This window comes from Nocardia wallacei, from assembly GCF_014466955.1.
Taxonomy (GTDB): Bacteria; Actinomycetota; Actinomycetes; order Mycobacteriales; family Mycobacteriaceae; genus Nocardia; species Nocardia wallacei.
The window spans coordinates 690,018-708,785 of sequence record NZ_AP023396.1; the positions used below are offsets into that span (position 1 = coordinate 690,018).

Consider the following 18,768-nt stretch of genomic DNA (forward strand, 5'->3'; position numbering starts at 1 on the left):
GCCGTCACACAGCGCCGCGGCGGCCGGACACGACCGCTCGGTTCCATGCCAGAATTGGGCCGTGGTGAACAAATCGAAGAAACCTTATGTCGACAACGGCTGGCCGCAGGTCGCCAATGGCGACCACGCGGTGACCGAACTCTCGTCGACCCGTTCCGGTGGGCTCTCGCCCTACGGGGAGGACACCGAATTTCCGGTGCCTGCCGAAGAGGTGCCCTACGTGCACCCGCACACGGTCATCAACCGCTGACCGATCGACGACAAGGCCCCCGTACCGTGCCGGTGCGGGGGCCTTGTTGTAAGGATTCGGGCCGTAAAGGGTTCGGGGAACGCTCAGTTGGGCAGCAGGCCCTTGTTCGCCTCGAAGAAGTCGACCACCTGCGGGTCGAGCTTGACGCCGTTGGCCTTCGCGGCGTTCAGCACGTCGAGGGCGGGCTGGGGCACCTGGATGCCCTGCGACTGCGCGACGGCGATGGCCTTGTCGACGGCCTGGAAGACTTCCTGGCTGCGGTCGGCGGGCGCCTGGGTCTGCTGCGGGGCCGCCTCGCTCTGGGCCGTGGGGCTCCAGTGCGGCGTCTGCCGGGCGGGGGCCGGAGCGGTGCGCTCCTCGGCGGCGCCGTTCAGCCCGAGACGGGACGAGCAGGACGGCCACGCGCCCCAGCCCTGGGAGGCGAGGACCTTCTCGGCGACGGCGATCTGCTGCTCGCGGCTGGCCTGGTTGGCGGCCGGGGCGTACTCGGTGCCGCCGTGCGCGGCCCAGGTGCCCTGCGAGAACTGCAGTCCACCCTGGTACCCGTTACCGGTGTTGATCCCCCAGTTGCCGCCGGACTCGCACTGCGCGAGTTTGTCCCACTCCTGGTCGGGTGCCGCGGCGGCGTTCCCGGCGAGAGCGATACCCGCGCCGCCCACGATCGCGCCCGTGACGGCGACCTTGGCGACGGTGCGGCCGGTGTTGGTCGGCTTGCGATGGCGTCCACTCATATCGGGTCGTCTTCCTCTCGTACGCGCCTGCGAGGTGAGCTGTCGGGTTCGGACTGAGAGGCCGTCCGGTCCCGGTGCACCTCGCGGTGCGGTGGGACTTCACCCCAAGGAACCGATCGGTGGCGAACGGTCCCGCTTCCCTGCGTAGGGAACGTGGGTTCCCCGCCCTCGCCCCTGCTTCCGTCGGGGTCCGTACCCGCGGGGCGAGGCTCGGTGCGGCGGGCCGGTGGTTCCGGGACTGCTCCCGGCTGCGTTAGACCGTACGACGATTGCCGCGAAAAATCACCATTTGGTAACCGGCGTGTATGGCCGGGTCTCGGTCCGCCGCAACGCCTTCCGTATCGCGTCTGCGCTGGTGAGTGCGGCGTGTCACGGTGATGCATCGGCCGTGACCGTCCCGTGACCCTTCCGTGATGTGATGAGAATCACATGTGTAGCGCGATAACGAACTGGGCAAATACCGGACGGCTACCGTGACCGGCGGCCGGACCAGAGCGCGAAGACCACCGCGAGCAGCAGTCCCAGCGGCGTTCCGATCATCGCGACCAGGTACAGCCACAGTCCGGGCTCGCCGTCGGACACGATCGGTGTGAGGAAAATGGCGACGACGGCCAGCACGCCGATCGCGAACAGACCCAGGGCCGCGTACAGGAGCGGATCGCCGGAACGGCGCGGGGAGGACTCGGGCATTACTGCACCGTAAAACTGGTGTGCTCGGCGGATCGGCACCGGGGTAGACTCGATGCCAATCGCGTCCTGCATAGCTGTGTAGGGCGCGTTCTTTTCGCACGCAGACGAGTCCCGGAATCGATTCCGGGACAAAGGTTGTGCCCGGGAGGTCCGGGCATCGATGACGAACGGGTGAGCGCAGTGCCGACCGGCAGGGTGAAGTGGTACGACGTCGAAAAGGGCTTCGGCTTCCTTTCCCAGGACGAGGGTGAGGACGTCTATGTTCGGTCGTCTGCGTTGCCCAAAGGTGTCGAGGCGTTGAAGCCCGGGCAACGAGTCGAGTTCGGGATGGCGGCCGGGCGGCGCGGTCCGCAGGCGCTGAGCCTGAAGCTCCTGGAGCCGCCGCCCTCCGTGCGCGGCGGTCAGGCGCGCAAGGAGCCCGCCGCGCATCCCCGCCAGGCGCCCGACGACCTGCACGGCATGATCGAGGACATGATCACGCTGCTGGAGGCGAAGGTGCAGCCGGATCTGCGCAGGGGCAAGTACCCCGATCGCAAGACGGCCCAGCGCATCGCCGAGGTGGTGCGGGGCGTCGCCCGCGAGCTGGATCAGTAATCCCGGCGCCGCGTGTTCGCGGGCCTGCGGCTCGCGTCGGAGCGGCCGCGAGGTCGTGCCGAGAGGTTGTGGGGGCAGGCGCTTTTCAGGCGGTTCGGATGGACCAGGCCTGGTACGGGGCGAAGGATTCGGCGCCGGTCTCGTCCCGGGTGGGGACGACCAGTTGGACTTCCACGCCTGCCAGGCGCAGGTCCGGTTCGGGGTGGGAGGGGACGGTGATCGCGAGCGTGCCCTCGGGGTAGTCGCGGTAGGAGGCGAGGCGTTGCACCGCGGTGCCGTCGGGCAGGTCGTACTCGAGCACCATCACCCAGGGGGCATCGGCGATGTGGCGGGGCAGCGAAAGTTGCAGGGGCGCACCGGCTGGGGTGGGCAGGGTGACCGTGGTGGCGCCCTCGCGGCAGTTCAGGCCGAGCTGGCCGCTCGCGTCGGACTGCGTCACCTCGCAGAAGCGGTACGGCGGCACGGTGGCGGCGGTGCCGTGCGCGTAGGCGGTGATCTCCGGGTCCGGCTCGTCGGCATTGCGGACCGCCACGGCCACCACGGCGGCGACGGCGACCACCACCACGAGTACCGCAGCCGCCGCCAGCGCGAGGATCGTGCGGGTACCGAGCTTGGGCATGGCGTATTTCCTGTCGGCTCGTCGGGTCAGTTCGAGGTGGCGGGGCGGGCCGAATCGCCGGACAGGCCGGGAACTTCCTGTTTCGCGTGTTGCGGCCGGTTGCCGCCCCAGCCGGGCAGCAGCGAGTGACCACGGTAGCTCACGTAGGTCTGGATCAATCCGATCGCGAGTACCGCGGTGACGACGGCGAAACCCTTCCAGTACACGGTCGGCAGCAGCACGCCGCCCGCGCCGCCGATCACCCACGCCAATTGCAGCACCGTCTCCGAACGGCCGAAACCGGAGGCGATCGACTCCGGCGGCAGGTCGTCCTGGATCGACGCGTCCAGCGACACCTTCGCCAGCGCGCTCGCGCCGGACGCCACCAGCGCCGCGGCCGCCGCGCCCAGCAGATTGTCGAGCAGCGTCGCGAACAGGGCGACGATCGTGCACGCGGCCGTGCAGGTCACGACGATCAGGGCCGGGCGGCCCAGCTTCATCCGAGCGCCCGAGGCATTGCCGACGAAGTTGCCGACCGCGGCCGCCGCGCCGACCACACCCAGCATCGCCGCCTGCTGCACCGGGCGGTGCTCGGTCGATTTGGCGACGAAGGCCACGTAGAAGGTGAGGAAGCCGGTCAGCACCCGGACCGTGCCGTTGCCCCACAGCCCGGTCACCACCGCCCGGCCCAGCGGCTGACGGCGGCGGCTCGGTTTCACCGGCTGCCCGTCGCGCGACACCGCGGTGCGGGCGTCCTTCTTGTGGTAGCCCAGCGTCGCGGGCACCTCGCCCTCGGTGACCTCCACCCAGGACGGGATCCGCAGGCTCAGATACGCGCCGGCGGCGGCGATCAGCGCCGCGAACACCAGCGCGCCCGGCGATCCGGCCACCGCCGCGACCACACCGGCCACCGCGCCGGCGCCGAGCGTGCCGCCCACCAGACCGAACACCGTGAGCCGGGAATTGGTGCGCACCAAGTCGATATCCGGTGGCAGCACCCGCGGCGTGACGGCGCTCTTCAGCACCGCGAACGATTTGCTCAGGATCATCATGCACAGCGCGAGCGGATACAGCGCCCAGCCGTCGACGTTGAAGATCAGCAGGAACGCGATCACTATTCGCACGGCGAACGAGGCGGCCAGCGCCACTCGGCGGCCGTGCTGCAACCGGTCCAGCAGCGGCCCGATCAGCGGCGCGATCACCGCGAACGGGGCGATCGTGATCAACAGGTACAGCGCCACCTTGGATTTGGACTCGGCGGTGGCGCTGGCGAAGAACAGCGTGTTGGCCAGCGCGACGGCGATGGCGGCGTCGAGGGCGAAATTGGCCATCGTCGCGTACACCAGTGCGGTGAGCCCGGACCGGTCGGCGCCGTCGGCTTTCGCGGCGCGCTGGAAGGAGTGGAAACCCTTCTCGGTCAGTTCGAGGCTGCGCATCGCGACGACCCGGGTCACCGTCAGCTTGCGCGGGACCCGTTGGCGGCCTTTGATTTTCGTGGTGTCCGCGGGTGGTGGCGGTTCCGGCGCGGGCTGTTGCGGCGGTGGCTCCGGTTGCGGAGCCCGCGGCGGGAGGTCGCGGGGCGGTTGCCCGGCGGCCAAGCGGCGCGTGACGAATTCGGGTACGTCGGGGTCGCCGCCGTGCTCGGGCAGCGGCGGCAGCGGACGGCGGGGCGGGGCACTCGGGGGCGGCGGATACCGGTCGTAACCGGGATGCCGCCGATTGAGCGGGTACTCCTCGCCGTCCCACGGACCTGGTTCGGTTCCGGAGGAATCGCGGGAGGCAGCCACACAACGAGTCTATGGGTCGCCCCGCCGGGCCGTTCACGCCGGGACGAAGCGAACCTCGAACAGGACCGGCCAGTACTTGCCGGTGATCAGGAACCGGTCGGTGCCGGGGATCTGGGCGATTCCGTTGAGCACGTCGACACCGGCGCGCTCGGTCGGCGAGAGCAGCCCGCCCGCGTCGATATCGCCCAGCACCGCGCCGCTCTCGGGATCGATGCGCAGGATGTGGTCGGTGTGCCAGACATTGGCGTAGACCGAACCGTCTGCGGCGCAATCCAGTTCGTTGAGCCTGGCGTTGTGGTGGCTGGTGAGCCGGATCGAGCCGACCGCGTCGAAGGTGACCGGGTCGCGGAAGGTGAGGGTGTCGCTGCCGTCGCTCATCACCAGGCGGTCGCCGCGGGTGCACAGGCCCCAGCCCTCGCCGTCGTAGTGGACGCGGCCGCGCTCGGCCAGGGTGATCGGGTCGCGGGCGAAGGCGGTTTCGTTCTTCCAGGTGAGTTGCCACACAGTGGAGCTCGCGCGGGTGATGCCCTCGCCGAAGTATTCGGCGGGCAGTTCGGCGCGCGCGGTGCGGCCCGCGTCGGTCAGGTCGGTGACGCGCACCTCGGAGCGGCCCGCGAGACCGGTGCTCTCGTAGAGCAGGCCGTCGTGGATTTCCAGGCCCTCGGTGAACGCGCCGCGGTCGTGCGGGCGGGTCGCCACCACCTCGACACGCAGCGGCGGAGCGCTGTCCGGGCGGTCACAGGCGACGGTTCCGGTGACCACCGCGGCCAGCAAGATCGGTCCGGTCGCGGCCCACGCACGGCGTTTGCGCTTCATACGGCAAAATGTAGGACGTGAGCGCAGTATCTGTTTCGGAGTCCGGTGTGCGACCGATCCTCGCGGAGGCGGTCGACCTGGCTCGGCGTGCGCTCTCGGAGCTGCAGCCGACGGGTGTCGGCGAGCATCTGGGCGTCACCGCGGAAGACGAGTGCGCGGCCACCCACCACTTCGCGGCCACCCTGCCCGGCTACGCCGGATGGCAGTGGGCCGTGGTGGTGGCGGCGCCGCCGGAGGCCGAGTACGCGACGGTCAGCGAGTCCGCCCTGCTGCCCGGGCCGGACGCGCTGGTCGCCCCGAAGTTCGTGCCCTGGGACCAGCGCGTGCGCCCCGGCGATCTGGCGCCCGGCGACCTGCTGGCCCCGCAGCCCGACGACCCGCGCCTGGTCCCCGGATACCTGATCACCGGCGACCCGGTGGTCGACGAGGTGGCCGAGGAGATCGGCCTGGGCCGCAGCCGGGTACTCAGCCGTGAGGGCCGCGAAGAGGCCGCCGAACGCTGGTACGCCGAGTACGGCCCCGACACCGACATGGCCCGCGCCGCCCCCGCCACCTGCGGCGTCTGCGGCTTCTTCGTGCCCTTGGCCGGCGCTCTGCGCTCCGCGTTCGGCGTCTGCTCCAACGCCATGGGCGCCGACGGCCACGTCGTCCACACCGAATACGGTTGCGGCGCACACTCCGACACCGTTCTCCCCACCGGTGGCGGCTCTCCCCTCTACGAGGCATACGACGACGCCGCCGTCGAAATAATCCCCACCGCCCAACTCCGCTCCGCCGCCGAGGAGAAGCCCGCAGAGCCCGGGCGTGTCGAGTCCGCCGCCGCGGGTGAGTCCGCTCCCGGCTCGGATACTTCCGCTGACACCGAAGCGGCTGCCGTTACCGAGTCGGCGGCCGCCGCCGGCGAATCCGGTAATCGAGCGAGTGCGGTTACCGGGGCGTCGCCTGTGGATGCCGCTGGGGAAGACACGGCCTCGACCGCGGTGGATCCGGCCGATGCCGCGGCGGACACCAGCGCCGCGGTGACCGGTGAGCGCCCGGAAACGGCCGGGGAGCACGGCTCATCCCTGCCCGCCGATGAGTCCCGCCCCACCGAACCGACCGATGACGCCACCCGCGCGGAGGCCACTGAGATCGGAGGGCCCCCGGCGTCCCAGGACGCCGGTGCGACCGCACCGGACAGCGCCGCGCATTCGGATGTCCCCGAACCCCAATCCATCTCGGACAGTGCCGCCGAGACGTCGACGGATACACAGACATCGACAGCTGCCGAGGCGTCGGCGGGTGTCGAGACCTCGGAAGGTGCCGAGGCGTCAACGGGTGTCGAACCGTTGGCAGGTGCTGAGGTGTCGGCGGGTGTCGCGACCTCGGAAGGTGCTGAGGCGTCAACGGGTGCTCAACTGTCGGTAGGTGCTGAGGCATCGGCAGATGCGGGGGCGGGGTCCCGCGCGGGTTCCTCGGAATCCGATACGGCTGCGACGAATTCCGTCGACGCGGACGATTCGGCCGGCGAGGAAACCACCGCGAGTCTCGATGCGGCTGCCCCGAATACCGACGCTGTGGACGATGCCGTACGCGCGGACAGCGCCGCGGGCGTCTCCCACTCTTCGCCGCATGTGCCGGAACCGAGCACATCACAGCCCACCGCGAACGAGGCTGCCCGCACAGCCCAGCCAGCCACCTCCGATACGGCCGAATCCGCGACAGCTGACGACAACGCCGACGAGCCCGCCCCGGCGGGTGACGATGCCGCCGAACCCGCGGCGGTCGATGATGGCGCCGTCGAGTCTGCAACGGATGCCGACGATCTCGCCGAGCCCGCGGCGGTCGATGATGGTGCCGTCGAGTCTGCAACGGTGGCCGACAGTCTTGCCGAGCCCGCGACGGTCGGAGACGGCGCTGCCGAGTCTGCGGCGGTGGACGACAGTCTTGCCGAGCCCGCGACGGTCGGAGACGGCGCCGTCGAGCCTGCGGCGGTGGTCGACGATCTCGCCGAGCCCGCGACGGTCGGAGATGGCGCTGCCGAGTCTGCGGCGGTGGACGACAGTCTTGCCGAGCCTGCGAGGGCCGGAGACGGTGCTGTCGAGACTGCGGCTGTTGGTGAGGGTGCGGCCGATGGAGTTGCTCGGTCGGGTGCGGCGGCCGAGGTGGGGGAGAGTTCCGGTGGGCCGGGGTCCGGCTCGGGGACCGGGGAGGTCGCGGAGGCTGTGGCCGAGGTGGGGGCTGTGGTTTCCGAGGTTCGGGAGGGGGAGCAGTCGCATGGGTCGCGGGAGCCGGGGCAGTACAGCGACGGGTGGGATGTGTCGGCGGTGCGGGTGGAGCACGGCGAGTCCGGGTCGGCGGGGGAGCACTGAGCGCCGAGGGAGCGGTCGCCGATCCGTTCGAGACGGCGGCGCTGCGCGCCGGGGTGCTGGCCGCCTGGCGGGATTCGCCGACGCGGCTGCGGGAGGACGCCGCTACCGAGGCCGACCTGGTCTGTGCCGGTTACCGTGATCGCCTGCTGACCGAGCTGGCGCAGAACGCCGCCGACGCCGCGGCCAAGGCGGCCGTTCCCGGCCGGCTCGTGGTGCGGCTCGAGGGCGCCGACCTGCATATCGCCAATACGGGTGCCCCGCTGGACATCTCGGGTGTGCACGCGCTGACCGCCTTGCGCGTCTCGGCGAAACCGGGCGCCGCGTCGTCGGTGGGCAGGTTCGGGGTCGGCTTCACCGCCGTGCTGGCCGTCGGCGACGAGATCGAATTCCGGTCCACCACCGGATCGGTGCGCTTCTCCCGGATCGAGACCCGGAACGAGTTGCGCGCCAAAAACATTCACGTCCAAGACGATACGGGCTTCATCCCCCCGGCCCTGCGGCTGGCCTGGCCGAGCGCCGCGCCTCCCGCCCCCGGTTACGACAGCGAGATCGTGATCCGATTGCGCGCCGACGTCGATGCGCCGGAGTTGCTGGCCACCATGCGCGCGGAAGCGGCCGACCTGCTCCTGGAACTACCCGCGCTGCAGATCATCCGGATCGGCGACGACGAAATCGCCAGCACCGTAACAGATCTCGACAACGACGTGCGGGAACTGCGGATCACCGGTCTCGGCCGGAATGAGACCTGGTGGCAGTACTCCACCGGCCGCGCACGCTGGCTGCTCCCCGTCCGAGACGGCCGCCCGCACCCCGTCGAACCGGACGTCCTGCGCGCCCCCACCCGCTCCGACGAGGAGCTCTCCGTCCCGGCCCTGCTCATCGCCGACATCCCGATGCAACCGGACCGCCGCCGCGTGCTGCCGGGCGCGCGGATAGCCGAATTGGCCGACGGCTACGCCGATTTCGCGCGCGCCCTGCCATCGCGCGACCGGTTGGTCCTGGTGCCGTCGCCCGGTTTCGCCCGCAGCGAGATCGACGGATCGCTGCGCGAGGCCCTGACCGCCGAACTCCGCACCGCGTCCTGGCTGCCCGTACTGGACGAGCATGGCCGAGCGCGGCCGGAGATCACCGCCGCACCCCGGCGCGCGAGTGTGTTCACCGGCATCACCACGGAATTGGCGGCACTCTTGGCGAATGTCGTAGGCCCGCTGGTGATTCCGGAGCTGTCCGGCCGGACGGTGTCGGAGGCATTGGCCGTGCTCGACGTGCACCGCATCGGCCTGGCGCGGATTGCGGAGCTGTCGATCGGCCTGGAACGCCCGCCGCAGTGGTGGTATTCGCTCTACGACGCCCTGGAACCGTTCGTCGGTGATCCGCTAGCCGTCGAGGAACTGGGCGCGCTGGCGGTCCCGCTGGCCGACGGACGTCTCGTCACCGGCCCGCGCACCGTCGTACTGGACGATCAACTGGCCGTGCCGATTCCGGTGCGGTGGGCTCGCCTGGTCCATCCGGAGGCCACCCACGAGCTACTGGCCCGGCTGGGCGCCCGCCCGGTCACGGCCGGCGACCTGCTCGACGATCCGGCGCTGCGAGCGGAACTCGAGCACGAGCCGGGCGACCCCGAAACCGTCGACGCCGTCCTGGGTCTGGCCGCGCAGCTGACCGACGCCACCGGCCCGGACGCGGCCGGTCTGCCGTCCTGGCTGGGATTGCTCGAGCTGCCCGACGACACCGGCGCCGCCCTGCCCGCGGACGAACTGCTGCTGCCCGGCGCCCCGCTCGCCGAGGTGCTGATGGCCGATTCCCCGTTCGGCACAGTGGATTCCGCGTTGGTCGAGCGCCACGGCGCCGCGCCGCTGCGCGCCGTGGGTGTGGGCTGGGGCTTCACCGTCGTGTCCGAGAGCGACCCGACGGGCCCGGATCACCACCTGGACGACGAAGAGCACTGGTGGGCGAGCCTGCCGGAGGATCCGCCGGAGTTAGCCGCCGTGCGAGACCTGGATCTGGTGGACGACCCCGCGTGGCCGAAGGCGTTGCGGCTGTTGCTGTCCGAGCCCGCGACCCGCCGCCTGCTCGCCGACCCGGACGGCTACACCGCCTGGTGGCTGCGCCGCCACGCTCACATCGACGGCCGTCCGCTCGGCCTGTTCCGTGCCCCCGGCGACCCGGTATTCGCCGATCTGCTACCGGAATTGGCCGGATTCACCCCGGCCGAACTGGCGGCCCTGCGCGGCGTCCTGGCGGATCCGGCAACCATCACGCCCGATCTGGCCGCCGCACTGCTGGATGCCCTCGCCGACCCGAGCCGGACGCCCTCGCCCGCCGCGATCGCCGAGGCCCACCGCCGCCTGGCCGCGGTCCTGGACCACCTGGATCTGGACGAACTGGCCCTCCCCGAACGCGTCCGCGCGCTGTCGGGCGCGGTGATCGACCCCGCCGACGCCCTGGTGCTGGACCACCCCTGCTACGGCCTGGCCATCCCCCCGGACCGCTTGGTAGCCGGGGACATCGGCACCGCCCCCGCCCTCGCCACCCTGCTCGATCTGCCGCTGGTGTCGGAGGCCGTCACCGCCGAAGTCCTCGGTGCGGGCACGCCGACCAGCTGGGCGTCCGAGCCCCTCGGTGTCCTGCTGCGCCTGCAATCCGGCCGCCCCACACCCGACGGGCCGCTGATCCTGCACGACCGACTCCAGGTCCGCCTGTCCGGCGCCTACGAGACCACCACCGACGTCCCGTGGTGGGTGGCGGGCGACACGACTCACCTGCGCCGCCACCCCGCCCGGGATCTGCCGCGGTGACCGAAAACCCTTACCCGGCTACGACTTCCAAGGGATGCCCAGCCGCGATGCCGAGTCACACGGCATAAGAGGTGATCATCTCCGCCAGGACGTCCAGCTGCCCGCGCACCGCCGCGCTGTCGTTGTCCACCAGCCACCGCAGCACGATCCCGTCGATCACCGACAGCGTGAACCGGCTCAGCGTCGGCACGGGTACGCGCCATTCGGTCCCGGTTGCGTCACGGGCGTGTTCGAGCACATCCCCGACGGTGGAATCGTTGAACGCGTACTGCTCGCGGGCGATGGCGAGTTTGGCCGGTGTCTGTTCGCTCTCGCGTAGCGCGTAGGTCGTGGTTTCGTAGGTCAGCAACTGCCGTTCGGGCGTGGCTTCGATGTTCAACCACAGAAGTTCGAGGCTTGCTCGGACCAAACTTTGAAGCGATTCTTTTCCACTTCCGACGTCCTGCCAGACCGTTTCGTTGGTCTCTACGGAATCGCGTAATTCCATCGACAGCGCCTTGACCAACTCGGTCATCAGCGCGTCCTTGTTTTCGAAACAGTAATGCACCACACCGAGCGAAACTCCGGCTGCCTGAGCCACATCGCGTGTGGTCACACCAGCTACACCCTTTTTTTCGGCGAGTCCGATGGCCGCCTCGATAAGGTGGGCTCGACGTTCTTCGACGCTCAATCGGGAGGACACTCAACGCAGTTAAGCGGGAATGAGCCGTGCAGTCAATTCGCGTGCCGCGGAAGTGTGTGATGGACGGACGACCAAGAGGTCTGAGAAACGCTTACAGGCCCGTCTGGGCGCCCTTGTCGCCGCGCCGCGCACCGCGACGCTGGATGACGAAGATGGCGTAACCGAGCAACCCGACAGCCAAGCCCATCAGGCACACCGGCCGCGCGTCGGCCCAATCGCCGTCGGCCCACACCAGCACGGTCGCGACGGCCCACAGCGCCGACCCCACCGCCAGCACGGGGCGCGGGTCGGTGAGCCGCGGCGGAATCTCCGGCACTTTCTGGATCACGTTGTCCACCATACGGCGTGAACACGCGTCCCCTGTCTGACCTGTCCCGTATCGTTTGGCTCTGTGACAACGCCTTCCGACATCCGTGCGCTGGCGGCCGAACTCTCGCTGACGGTCGTGCGTCTGACGCGCCATCTCCGCGGCCGCCGCGCCGATGCGCAGATTTCGCTGACCCAACTGTCGGCGCTGGCGACACTGAACCGCGAAGGCGCGATGACACCGGGAGCCCTGGCCGCGAAGGAAAGGGTGCAGCCGCCGTCGATGACGCGCGTGATCGCCTCGCTGGCGGAACTGCAACTGGTGAAGCGCGACCCGCACCCCACCGACGGCCGCCAGATCATCGTCTCGCTGTCGGAGGCCGGGCGGGCGCTGATCCAGGACGAGAACAACGCCCGCGAGGCGTGGATGACAGAGCAGTTGGCCGGGCTGAGCCACGATCAGCTGCGAGTGCTCGACGATGCCGTCGACATCATGAAACAGATTGTGGCCGAATCGGAATAGCCCCCTCAGCGGGCGAACGCCCCCTCGCTCGGCACGATCTCGCGCCCGAGCGGCATCAGCGACACGGGGATGAGCTTGAGATTGGCCCACCCGAACGGGATCCCGATGATCGAGACGAACAGCGGGATGCTGGTGAGCAGATGGCCCAGCGCCAGCCACCACCCGGCGAAGATGACCCAGACGACATTCCCGATCAGTGACGGCGCCCCGGCGTCCGGCCGCACCACGACCTCGCGGCCGAACGGCCACAGCACGTACGCCGCGATGCGGAACGACGCGATGCCGAACGGGATCGTGACGATCAGAATGCAGCAGACGATGCCTGCCAGCAGGTAGCCCACTGCCATCCAGAAACCCGCGAACACCAGCCACAGCACATTCAGGACGAACCGGATCAGGGTCACGCCTCCAGCATGCCAGGCTCGCGAGCACCCGGCCACCACCGGGAAACCGGCCGGCTGCTCCGGTGGCGGCGTGGCTGTGCGCCCGGGGTCAGAAGAACCAGCCCAGCTCTGCGGACCGGTCGGTGGCGAAGGCCGCGTCGAGGGCGTGCACGTGGCCGAAATCCTTGGCTCGCAAGCGGTTCGCTGCCGCGAACGCGCGGGCCGGGTGCGCGCCCAGGTACATGCTGCCGAGCACGTCTATGCCGAGTTCGACATCGGGCTCGGCGGTGGTGGGCTCGCAGTCGGCGACACCGTCGCGCACGCGCAGGGCGAAGGCGCCACCGGCGGAGCGGAACGGGTCGTGCACCTGCAGCACGAGGCTCAGATCGCCGTTGTACCCCCGGGCCGACAACGCGGCCGGGACGTCCATCACCCGCAGCCACAGCCCGTCCCAGCGCCCGGTGGTGCGGACCAGCCGCGGGTCGGTGAGCAGGTACGGAAGCGGGTCGTCGATGCCGAGCGTGGCCGTCACGGTCTGGACCAGATCGAGCCCGAGCAGCACGCGCCAGAGCGCGGCGTGCGCCTCGGGGGTGACCGCCCGCAGCTCGAGCACCTCGACTCCCAGTCCGGCCTCGGACCGCTCGTGCCGATACAGCGCGTACCCGTCCGGGTGGACGAGCGCGAACAGCCCCCGCGCGGCGCCGAAACGCGCGAGCTTCAGCCGCCACGCCGCATCCGGCTGTTCCTGCGCGCCGGGCGTCAGCCGCCGCCAGCGGTCGTAGCGGCGGGTGAGCGCCGCGGACACGTCGTCGTTCATCGGGGTCAGTTCGACGCCGCCGGGATCCGGTGTGGTGGAGCGGAATTCGGCGAAGCGGCGGTCGATGGTCACCCGGTTCTCGATGACGGCGGGCCCGTATCCGAAGCGGCCGTAGATGGTGCCCTCGCTGGCGGTGAAGATGGTCACCGGCAGCCCCGCCGCCTCGGCCCGCCGGTGCATCTCGGTATACATCGCGCGCAGGATGCCGCGGCGCCGGTGCGTGGGCGCCACCGCCACGCCCGCGACGCCGTTGGCCTGGACGGTGCGTTCTCCCGGCACCGTGAGCGTCATGGTGGTGTCCTGGGTATGGCCGACGATCCGGTCGTCCGCGACTGCCACGATCCTGCGCTCGAGCGGGAACAGTTTCGGGCTGTGGTCGATGAAGGCCCGCTCCATCTCGGGTTCCGGCGGTCCGCCGAACGCATTGGACAGCAGCGCCCCCGTCGCGGCCAGGTCGGCCTCGGTCGGCGTCCTCAGGGTGATGTCGGATGCGATCGCCATGGGTCGACCATCGCACGCGCACCCGCGCCGACGCACCCGATTATCGCGCCGGCGCGCCTCGCTCCGGAGCGCGGAGCGGCCGGACTCCGATGTCGTACGGGCTTCGTTGCCCGCACTGGCCGCGCCGCGCGTCCGGAAAACCGGGCCCGGCCCGCATCGGTGACCTGTCCGGTCCGCCGTCCCCTCCCAGCCGGCAGTCCGGCGCGATGCGGGCCGGGTGTGCGAGGTTTCGCCCTCGCGAAAACCACTGTGCGCGAGCGTGCTTCCGGTCCGCTTAACAACCGCTTGGCACTCGAGTCGCGCGCTGCTCGATCGCCAGCGCGGCAAGCCTGTCGGCGTTACTCCTGCGAGCGGTCGCGTTCGGCGGCGGCTCTGCGCCGCCGCCTGCGTGCCGAGGTGGTGCGCTCGATGCGCGGATCCTCGGCCACCGCATAGCGTTTCACGTATTCGCCGAGGAACGCCTGCACGGTCGCGGTGGCCGGGATGGCCAGTAGCGCACCCACCGCGCCGAGCAGCGCGCCGCCGGCCAGCACCGCCAGCAGCGCGATGGCCGCGTGCACGTCGACGGTGCGCTGGGTGATGCGCGGTTGCAGCAGATAGTCCTGGAACCACTGGTAGACGATCGAGAACAGCACGATCCACACCGCGTCGAGCGGCCGGATGGTCAGCGCCACCAATACCGGCAGCACGCCCGCGATATAGGTCCCGACGGTCGGCACGAACGAGGCGATCACACCGAACCAGACGCCCAGCGCCACCGCGTTCGGCAGCCCCAGTATCGCCAGGAACGCGCCGTGCGCGACCGCGGAGATCACCGCCAGCAGGGCCCGCGAGTACAGGTAGCCGCCGGTCTTCTCGATCGCCAGATCCCAGGCGTGCAGCACGGTGTCCTGTCGCTCCGGGGGCAGCAGCGAGCACAGCGCGCGGCGCAGCCTGGGGCCGTCCGCGGTCAGGTAGATGCTGAACAGGGCGATCGTCAGGAACTGGGCGAGCCCGCCGAGGATGGTGCTCGACACGCCCCACACGTTGTTCGCCGCTCGCGACGCGTAGCCGTTGATGACGTCGGAGTCGCGCAGCAGCCGGTCGGACAGCTCGTGCAGCGTGAAATTCTGGTGGAAGGTGCGGTTGACCCAGTCGACGAGATCGTTGATCAGCTGCGGCGCCTCGTTCGCCAGCTTGCTCACCGTATCCACCAGCAGTGTCGCCAGCGCCGCGATAAACCCTGCGACGCAGGCGAATACGGCGACGAACACCAGACCGGTCGCCAGGCCGCGCGGCACGCCCCGGCCGACGAGGACGCCGACCGCCGGTTCCATCGCCAGTGACACGAAGAACGCCACCAGCATGATGACGAGAATCCCCAGCAGCCGGTGGAACGCCCAGTCCGCCAGTTCGAACAGGCCGAGGAACAGGAAACCCAGCACCATCGCACGCGGCAGCCAGGGCGGCATCCGGCGATGCGCCCCGGCGGCCGCGGGCGGTTGCGCGGCCATGGCCTCAGTCTGGCCGATGCCCCGGCGATTTCCTGGTTACGACGCGGGGTCAGGGCTCCGCGCGCTGATCCAGCACCATGCGTCGCGCCTCGACCAGGGTTTGCCGGGCCCGGCGGCGCATCCGGCAGGTGTCGACGCCGCAGTCGAGATGGCGCTGCATGATGTGGTGGGCCTGCTCGAGGGTGAGGCCACCGGGGTCGGTATGGCAGGTCAGCACGCCGGGGACGCGATGGTCGACCATCGGCAATTCCATTGTCGGAAAGGCGTAACGGTCGTCGGTGGCGTGGCCCGGCTCTCGGCGTTCGGTCATGATCAGCTCCTGATGAACTCCGACGGTCCGCCCGCCTCGGCCGGTTCGTGGCTCAGCTCCGCGCGGACCTCCGGGGCGGCCAGCTCCGCCCGCGCGCAGGCGCGCAGGAACTCGGTGGCCACCGCGCTCAGCGCCGGACTGGCATGGCGGACCGCGGAGCTCAGCCGGATGCTGCGATACAGCAGGCCGGGATCGCGGTCGGCGGCATCCCATTCCGCGGCGTCGTCCTCGATGCGATGCCGCCACAGCAGCGCGGCGCGATGTTCGGAGATCCAGCCCGACAGGCGCTCCCAGCCGAGCAGGGTGTCGTGCACCAGCGTCGCGTGCCGGTAGTCGACCGTGATCAGGCGCTCGCGGACGAGCCTGTCGACCAGCCGCACCCCCGACACGGTCTGCCCGGCGATGCGGCGCAACTCCGCCCCCGGTAGCCGCCGGCGCGCCACACTGCCGTCGCGATGCACGGTGACCAGCGCGAGCAGCAGCTGGCGGGCGTCGGCCTGCTGGTCGGGAGTCAGGCGGGTCCACGCCTGCTCGGCGACGGTGCGGACGGTGCGCTCGGGTCCGCCGACGCGGCGGTAGCCGGTGACATCCAGCCGATTGTCGGTATGACAGGACCACATCGACCGCATGGTGGCGTGCAGCACGGGCAGCACTCCGGGGTCGGCGTGCTGGCGGTCGGTCGGATAGCGAGGTGTCTCGAGAGCCGACAGCAGCAGCTCCACCACGCCCGGGTCCACCGTCACCCCGCGCGTCCGCGGTGGCCCGGTGATCGCCGAGGTGAGTTCCTGGCGGGTCATCGGGTTCAGGGTGAAGCTGTTGTGCTGGATCGCGTGGGCGAGCCAGGGATACTGCGCGCAGTCGGCCAGGTGGTCGGAGCGCACCGCGACCACGACCGAACCCACCGCGCACAGCCGCTTCAACGACAGCAGAAAGCGTTCGCGCGCAGCGGGTTCCACGCTCGGGTCGAACAGCTCCTCGAACTGGTCCACGATCAGCAGCGGGCGCCGGTCCGGCTGGAGGCGGGCGTCCTCGCCGACATTGTCCGCGAAATCGGCTATGGCGGCGAAGATTCCGGCCAGAGTGCGTTCGGGGTCGGTGCTGGGGCTGGTGATCGCCGTCGTCCACCGCTCCGTCTCGGCGGCCAGGACCGCGAGCAGACCCGCCCGCAGCAACGAGGACTTGCCGATGCCCGAAGCACCGGTCAGCACCACGAGGTCGGCCGAACGGTGCGGACTCGCCGACGCGCGCACCAGCTCCAGCAGTGCCGCCAAGGCCCGCTGCCTGCCGAAGAACGCCGACTCGTGCTCCTCGCGATAGACGCCCGTATCGGGGTACAGCTGTGCCGCGGGTACCGCGGGCTGCCCGATCGGCGCCGTGCGGGCCGCGGCCCACAGCGAGCGCCAGGCCCGCAGGTGCGCCGCCTCGCCGGGTATTCCGCCGCGCCGCCGGGCCCGGGCGTGCAGCACCTGCAGCACCGGAAGCAGCGATTCGAATTTGGCGGGAACGTTGCGACCGCTCATCCAGTCGCTGATGCGCTGCGCCGAGGCCAGCGCCGAACGGCTTTGACCGCTACCCTCCCCGGCCCGCTGCTGCGCCAGCATCGCGACATTGCGTAACGAGGGAGCCCCCGCGGCCCGGTGCAGCGCGCCCAGCCGCCGCGCGAACTCCTGCCGAGCGGATCTGCCGTGGCTCTCGTGGCGGACGCTGATGGTTGCCGACTTCATGTGTTCCCCCGAACGGTTCCACAAGATCGATCAGCCAACCGCCGATCGATCGTTTGACCTCTACATCCGATTAGACGGAACCGGTCCGGCTTCAGTTCCCTGTCCGGACAGGATTTTTCACCGATCATCCGGCGATCCGCACCCCGTCGGACCAGACCTCGATGCGACCGCCCGCGTTGCGCGCGGTGACCACACAGACGATCTCGTCGCCGGACACCTCCCCGGCGTCGGCGAGGGGCAGCGTCGCCCCGTTCGCGTTCGGAATGGGCGTCAGCACGGTGAAGGGGCCGGACGAGGACTTCCCGGACCAGCCGATCGTCACCTCGTCCGGCGCCTGGCCGCGTTCGAGATCCCATGCGGGCGCCGCGCAGTGCAGCGCCTGCTCGTGCGTGGTGATCGCCGGGCGCGCGGCGGGGTAGGGCCCGCGCTCGGGCAACGGGCCCAGTACCCAGTCCCGGAAGGCGGTGACATCCGCGAAGCTCTGCGGTGCGGGCAGCGCGCAGGGCTGACCGGCGGTTTCGCTGCCGAAGCTGAAAACGCCGACCAATGCGGCTGTTTCGCGCTGGAACGACACCGCGGGACTACCGCTGTCGCGCCAGCAGCCCATGGCCGGTGGCGTCGCGAAATCCCGCGCACACATGACGGAGGGTTCGTCGACGAGTGCGGGAGTGGCCGCGGCGCAGTCGGATTGGGAGATCACCGTCAGATCGCCGCGGTGCAGCACGTCGTTGCGATACTCGGGGTCGTCGAACGGCACCGGCTTACCGGTGTTTCCGTGCGCGAAGAAGGACACCGGCGTACCGGCCGCCGGGCGGTCGGCGGCGATCGGCAGTACCGGCACCTCGGTGACCGGCCGGTCCAGCACGACGACGGCGAGGTCGTTGCGCGCGGCGGCGGTGTCGTCGCTGCCCGCCGCGACGGGCGACCGCACGATCTCGAACTCGGGAACCACCGCGACCGAACGGACTTCGCGCACCACACCGGGATCCCGCGAGAGCACCCGGGCGTCGAGGTGGACCCGCAACCGGCTCGGGTCGACCCCGTCCACGCAGTGTGCCGCCGTCACCACCCGGTCGGGTGTGATCAGCGCGCCGCCGCAGCCCGCGGTCTGGACCAGCGGGCCCGCGCCCACGGGCTCGAATGTGGCCACCCAGGGCGCTGTCCCCGCCTCCGGAACGGGGAGGCCGTTGACCATGGCCGGTGCGGGAGCGGCCGAGGCGAACACGGCGGCCGCCATCGTTGCGGCGCAAGCGATCCGGACGGCGCCGCGGCCCAGCGACAGCGCCGTGCCCGCGCGGGAAGCCCGCGCGGCATTGCCGTTTCCGTGCAACTTGTCGATCACACCGACAAGTCTGTGCGGTCGCGAGCCGGATCGCCTCCTACCACGGAATGATTCTGTGCGCGTTGCTCATTC

At 70.5% G+C, this 18,768-nt stretch carries 18 protein-coding genes and 1 riboswitch; of the genes, 5 read left to right on the top strand and 13 right to left on the bottom strand.

Going from position 1 to position 18,768, the window contains the following annotated elements; genetic code table 11:
• The first annotated feature begins 61 nt into the window (after positions 1-61).
• Positions 62-250: a hypothetical protein gene (locus tag NWFMUON74_RS03230; RefSeq protein WP_187686513.1), complete on the top strand. Its 189-nt coding sequence runs from the start codon at positions 62-64 to the stop codon at positions 248-250.
• 83 nt (positions 251-333) lie between these two features.
• Here NWFMUON74_RS03230 and NWFMUON74_RS03235 read toward each other — a convergent pair whose 3' ends face one another.
• Together NWFMUON74_RS03235 and NWFMUON74_RS03240 are read right to left on the bottom strand one after the other, a co-directional pair.
• Complete coding sequence (locus NWFMUON74_RS03235) at positions 334-981, bottom strand: transglycosylase family protein (RefSeq protein WP_187686514.1); 648 nt, start codon at positions 979-981, stop codon at positions 334-336.
• Between the two features lie 9 nt (positions 982-990).
• Positions 991-1,177, bottom strand: a riboswitch (cyclic di-AMP (ydaO/yuaA leader).
• Between the two features lie 272 nt (positions 1,178-1,449).
• Positions 1,450-1,671 carry a hypothetical protein gene (locus NWFMUON74_RS03240; protein ID WP_187686515.1) on the bottom strand — a complete coding sequence of 74 codons (222 nt, stop codon included), beginning with the start codon at positions 1,669-1,671 and terminating at the stop codon, positions 1,450-1,452.
• A gap of 180 nt (positions 1,672-1,851) precedes the next feature.
• Here NWFMUON74_RS03240 and NWFMUON74_RS03245 point away from each other — a divergent pair, with 180 nt between their 5' ends.
• Positions 1,852-2,265 carry a cold-shock protein gene (locus tag NWFMUON74_RS03245; RefSeq protein WP_187688894.1) on the top strand — a complete coding sequence of 138 codons (414 nt, stop codon included), beginning with the start codon at positions 1,852-1,854 and terminating at the stop codon, positions 2,263-2,265.
• A gap of 85 nt (positions 2,266-2,350) precedes the next feature.
• Here NWFMUON74_RS03245 and NWFMUON74_RS03250 read toward each other — a convergent pair whose 3' ends face one another.
• From NWFMUON74_RS03250 to NWFMUON74_RS03260, 3 genes are read right to left on the bottom strand one after another with little or no spacing between them, the layout of a single operon-like run.
• Entirely contained in the window at positions 2,351-2,884 is a 534-nt protein-coding gene (locus NWFMUON74_RS03250; protein ID WP_187686516.1) for a DUF2771 domain-containing protein, read from the bottom strand.
• Positions 2,885-2,910: 26 nt separating this feature from the next.
• Positions 2,911-4,650, bottom strand: a complete 1,740-nt coding sequence (locus NWFMUON74_RS03255) for an MFS transporter (RefSeq protein WP_187686517.1) — start codon at positions 4,648-4,650, stop codon at positions 2,911-2,913.
• A 33-nt stretch (positions 4,651-4,683) separates the two neighbouring features.
• Positions 4,684-5,466: a glutaminyl-peptide cyclotransferase gene (locus tag NWFMUON74_RS03260; protein ID WP_187686518.1), complete on the bottom strand. Its 783-nt coding sequence runs from the start codon at positions 5,464-5,466 to the stop codon at positions 4,684-4,686.
• A 17-nt stretch (positions 5,467-5,483) separates the two neighbouring features.
• Here NWFMUON74_RS03260 and NWFMUON74_RS36810 point away from each other — a divergent pair, with 17 nt between their 5' ends.
• Positions 5,484-7,817: a DUF3027 domain-containing protein gene (locus NWFMUON74_RS36810; RefSeq protein ID WP_197986961.1), complete on the top strand. Its 2,334-nt coding sequence runs from the start codon at positions 5,484-5,486 to the stop codon at positions 7,815-7,817.
• 53 nt (positions 7,818-7,870) lie between these two features.
• A complete protein-coding gene (locus tag NWFMUON74_RS03270) occupies positions 7,871-10,615 on the top strand; it encodes a sacsin N-terminal ATP-binding-like domain-containing protein (RefSeq protein ID WP_187688895.1) in 2,745 nt (914 codons plus the stop codon).
• 55 nt (positions 10,616-10,670) lie between these two features.
• On the opposite strand, the gene NWFMUON74_RS03275 is transcribed toward NWFMUON74_RS03270, so the two are convergent.
• A complete protein-coding gene (locus NWFMUON74_RS03275) occupies positions 10,671-11,285 on the bottom strand; it encodes a TetR/AcrR family transcriptional regulator (RefSeq protein ID WP_232110815.1) in 615 nt (204 codons plus the stop codon).
• Between the two features lie 103 nt (positions 11,286-11,388).
• On the bottom strand, positions 11,389-11,625 hold the full coding sequence (locus tag NWFMUON74_RS03280; protein WP_425300383.1) for a DUF2530 domain-containing protein: 237 nt from the start codon (positions 11,623-11,625) through the stop codon (positions 11,389-11,391).
• Between the two features lie 63 nt (positions 11,626-11,688).
• On the opposite strand from NWFMUON74_RS03280, the gene NWFMUON74_RS03285 reads away from it, so the two are divergent.
• Positions 11,689-12,126 (top strand): MarR family winged helix-turn-helix transcriptional regulator, encoded by a 438-nt coding sequence (locus NWFMUON74_RS03285; RefSeq protein WP_187686521.1) that lies wholly within the window; start codon positions 11,689-11,691, stop codon positions 12,124-12,126.
• 5 nt (positions 12,127-12,131) lie between these two features.
• Here NWFMUON74_RS03285 and NWFMUON74_RS03290 read toward each other — a convergent pair whose 3' ends face one another.
• The 6 genes from NWFMUON74_RS03290 to NWFMUON74_RS03315 form a co-directional block, all read right to left on the bottom strand.
• Positions 12,132-12,521 (bottom strand): YccF domain-containing protein, encoded by a 390-nt coding sequence (locus NWFMUON74_RS03290; RefSeq protein WP_197987030.1) that lies wholly within the window; start codon positions 12,519-12,521, stop codon positions 12,132-12,134.
• Between the two features lie 97 nt (positions 12,522-12,618).
• Positions 12,619-13,827 (bottom strand): GNAT family N-acetyltransferase, encoded by a 1,209-nt coding sequence (locus NWFMUON74_RS03295; protein ID WP_187686523.1) that lies wholly within the window; start codon positions 13,825-13,827, stop codon positions 12,619-12,621.
• Positions 13,828-14,165: 338 nt separating this feature from the next.
• The gene (locus tag NWFMUON74_RS03300; protein WP_232110816.1) at positions 14,166-15,320 is read right to left on the bottom strand and encodes an AI-2E family transporter; all 1,155 of its coding nucleotides are present in this window, start codon (positions 15,318-15,320) and stop codon (positions 14,166-14,168) included.
• A gap of 49 nt (positions 15,321-15,369) precedes the next feature.
• Complete coding sequence (locus NWFMUON74_RS03305; protein WP_187689626.1) at positions 15,370-15,630, bottom strand: hypothetical protein; 261 nt, start codon at positions 15,628-15,630, stop codon at positions 15,370-15,372.
• 2 nt (positions 15,631-15,632) lie between these two features.
• Complete coding sequence (locus NWFMUON74_RS03310) at positions 15,633-17,354, bottom strand: nSTAND1 domain-containing NTPase (protein WP_187686524.1); 1,722 nt, start codon at positions 17,352-17,354, stop codon at positions 15,633-15,635.
• A gap of 124 nt (positions 17,355-17,478) precedes the next feature.
• A complete protein-coding gene (locus tag NWFMUON74_RS03315; protein WP_197986962.1) occupies positions 17,479-18,696 on the bottom strand; it encodes a S1 family peptidase in 1,218 nt (405 codons plus the stop codon).
• Positions 18,697-18,768 lie beyond the last annotated feature (72 nt).

Excerpts from the sequence above, each read along its gene's own strand:
- NWFMUON74_RS03310 (WP_187686524.1), bottom strand. The coding sequence starts at position 17,354 with ATGAAGTCGGCAACCATCAGCGTCCGCCACGAGAGCCACGGCAGATCC.
- NWFMUON74_RS03300 (WP_232110816.1), bottom strand. The coding sequence starts at position 15,320 with ATGGCCGCGCAACCGCCCGCGGCCGCCGGGGCGCATCGCCGGATGCCG.
- NWFMUON74_RS03250 (WP_187686516.1), bottom strand. The coding sequence starts at position 2,884 with ATGCCCAAGCTCGGTACCCGCACGATCCTCGCGCTGGCGGCGGCTGCG.
- NWFMUON74_RS03305 (WP_187689626.1), bottom strand. The coding sequence starts at position 15,630 with ATGACCGAACGCCGAGAGCCGGGCCACGCCACCGACGACCGTTACGCC.
- NWFMUON74_RS03240 (WP_187686515.1), bottom strand. The coding sequence starts at position 1,671 with ATGCCCGAGTCCTCCCCGCGCCGTTCCGGCGATCCGCTCCTGTACGCG.
- NWFMUON74_RS03295 (WP_187686523.1), bottom strand. The coding sequence starts at position 13,827 with ATGGCGATCGCATCCGACATCACCCTGAGGACGCCGACCGAGGCCGAC.
- NWFMUON74_RS03260 (WP_187686518.1), bottom strand. The coding sequence starts at position 5,466 with ATGAAGCGCAAACGCCGTGCGTGGGCCGCGACCGGACCGATCTTGCTG.
- NWFMUON74_RS03235 (WP_187686514.1), bottom strand. The coding sequence starts at position 981 with ATGAGTGGACGCCATCGCAAGCCGACCAACACCGGCCGCACCGTCGCC.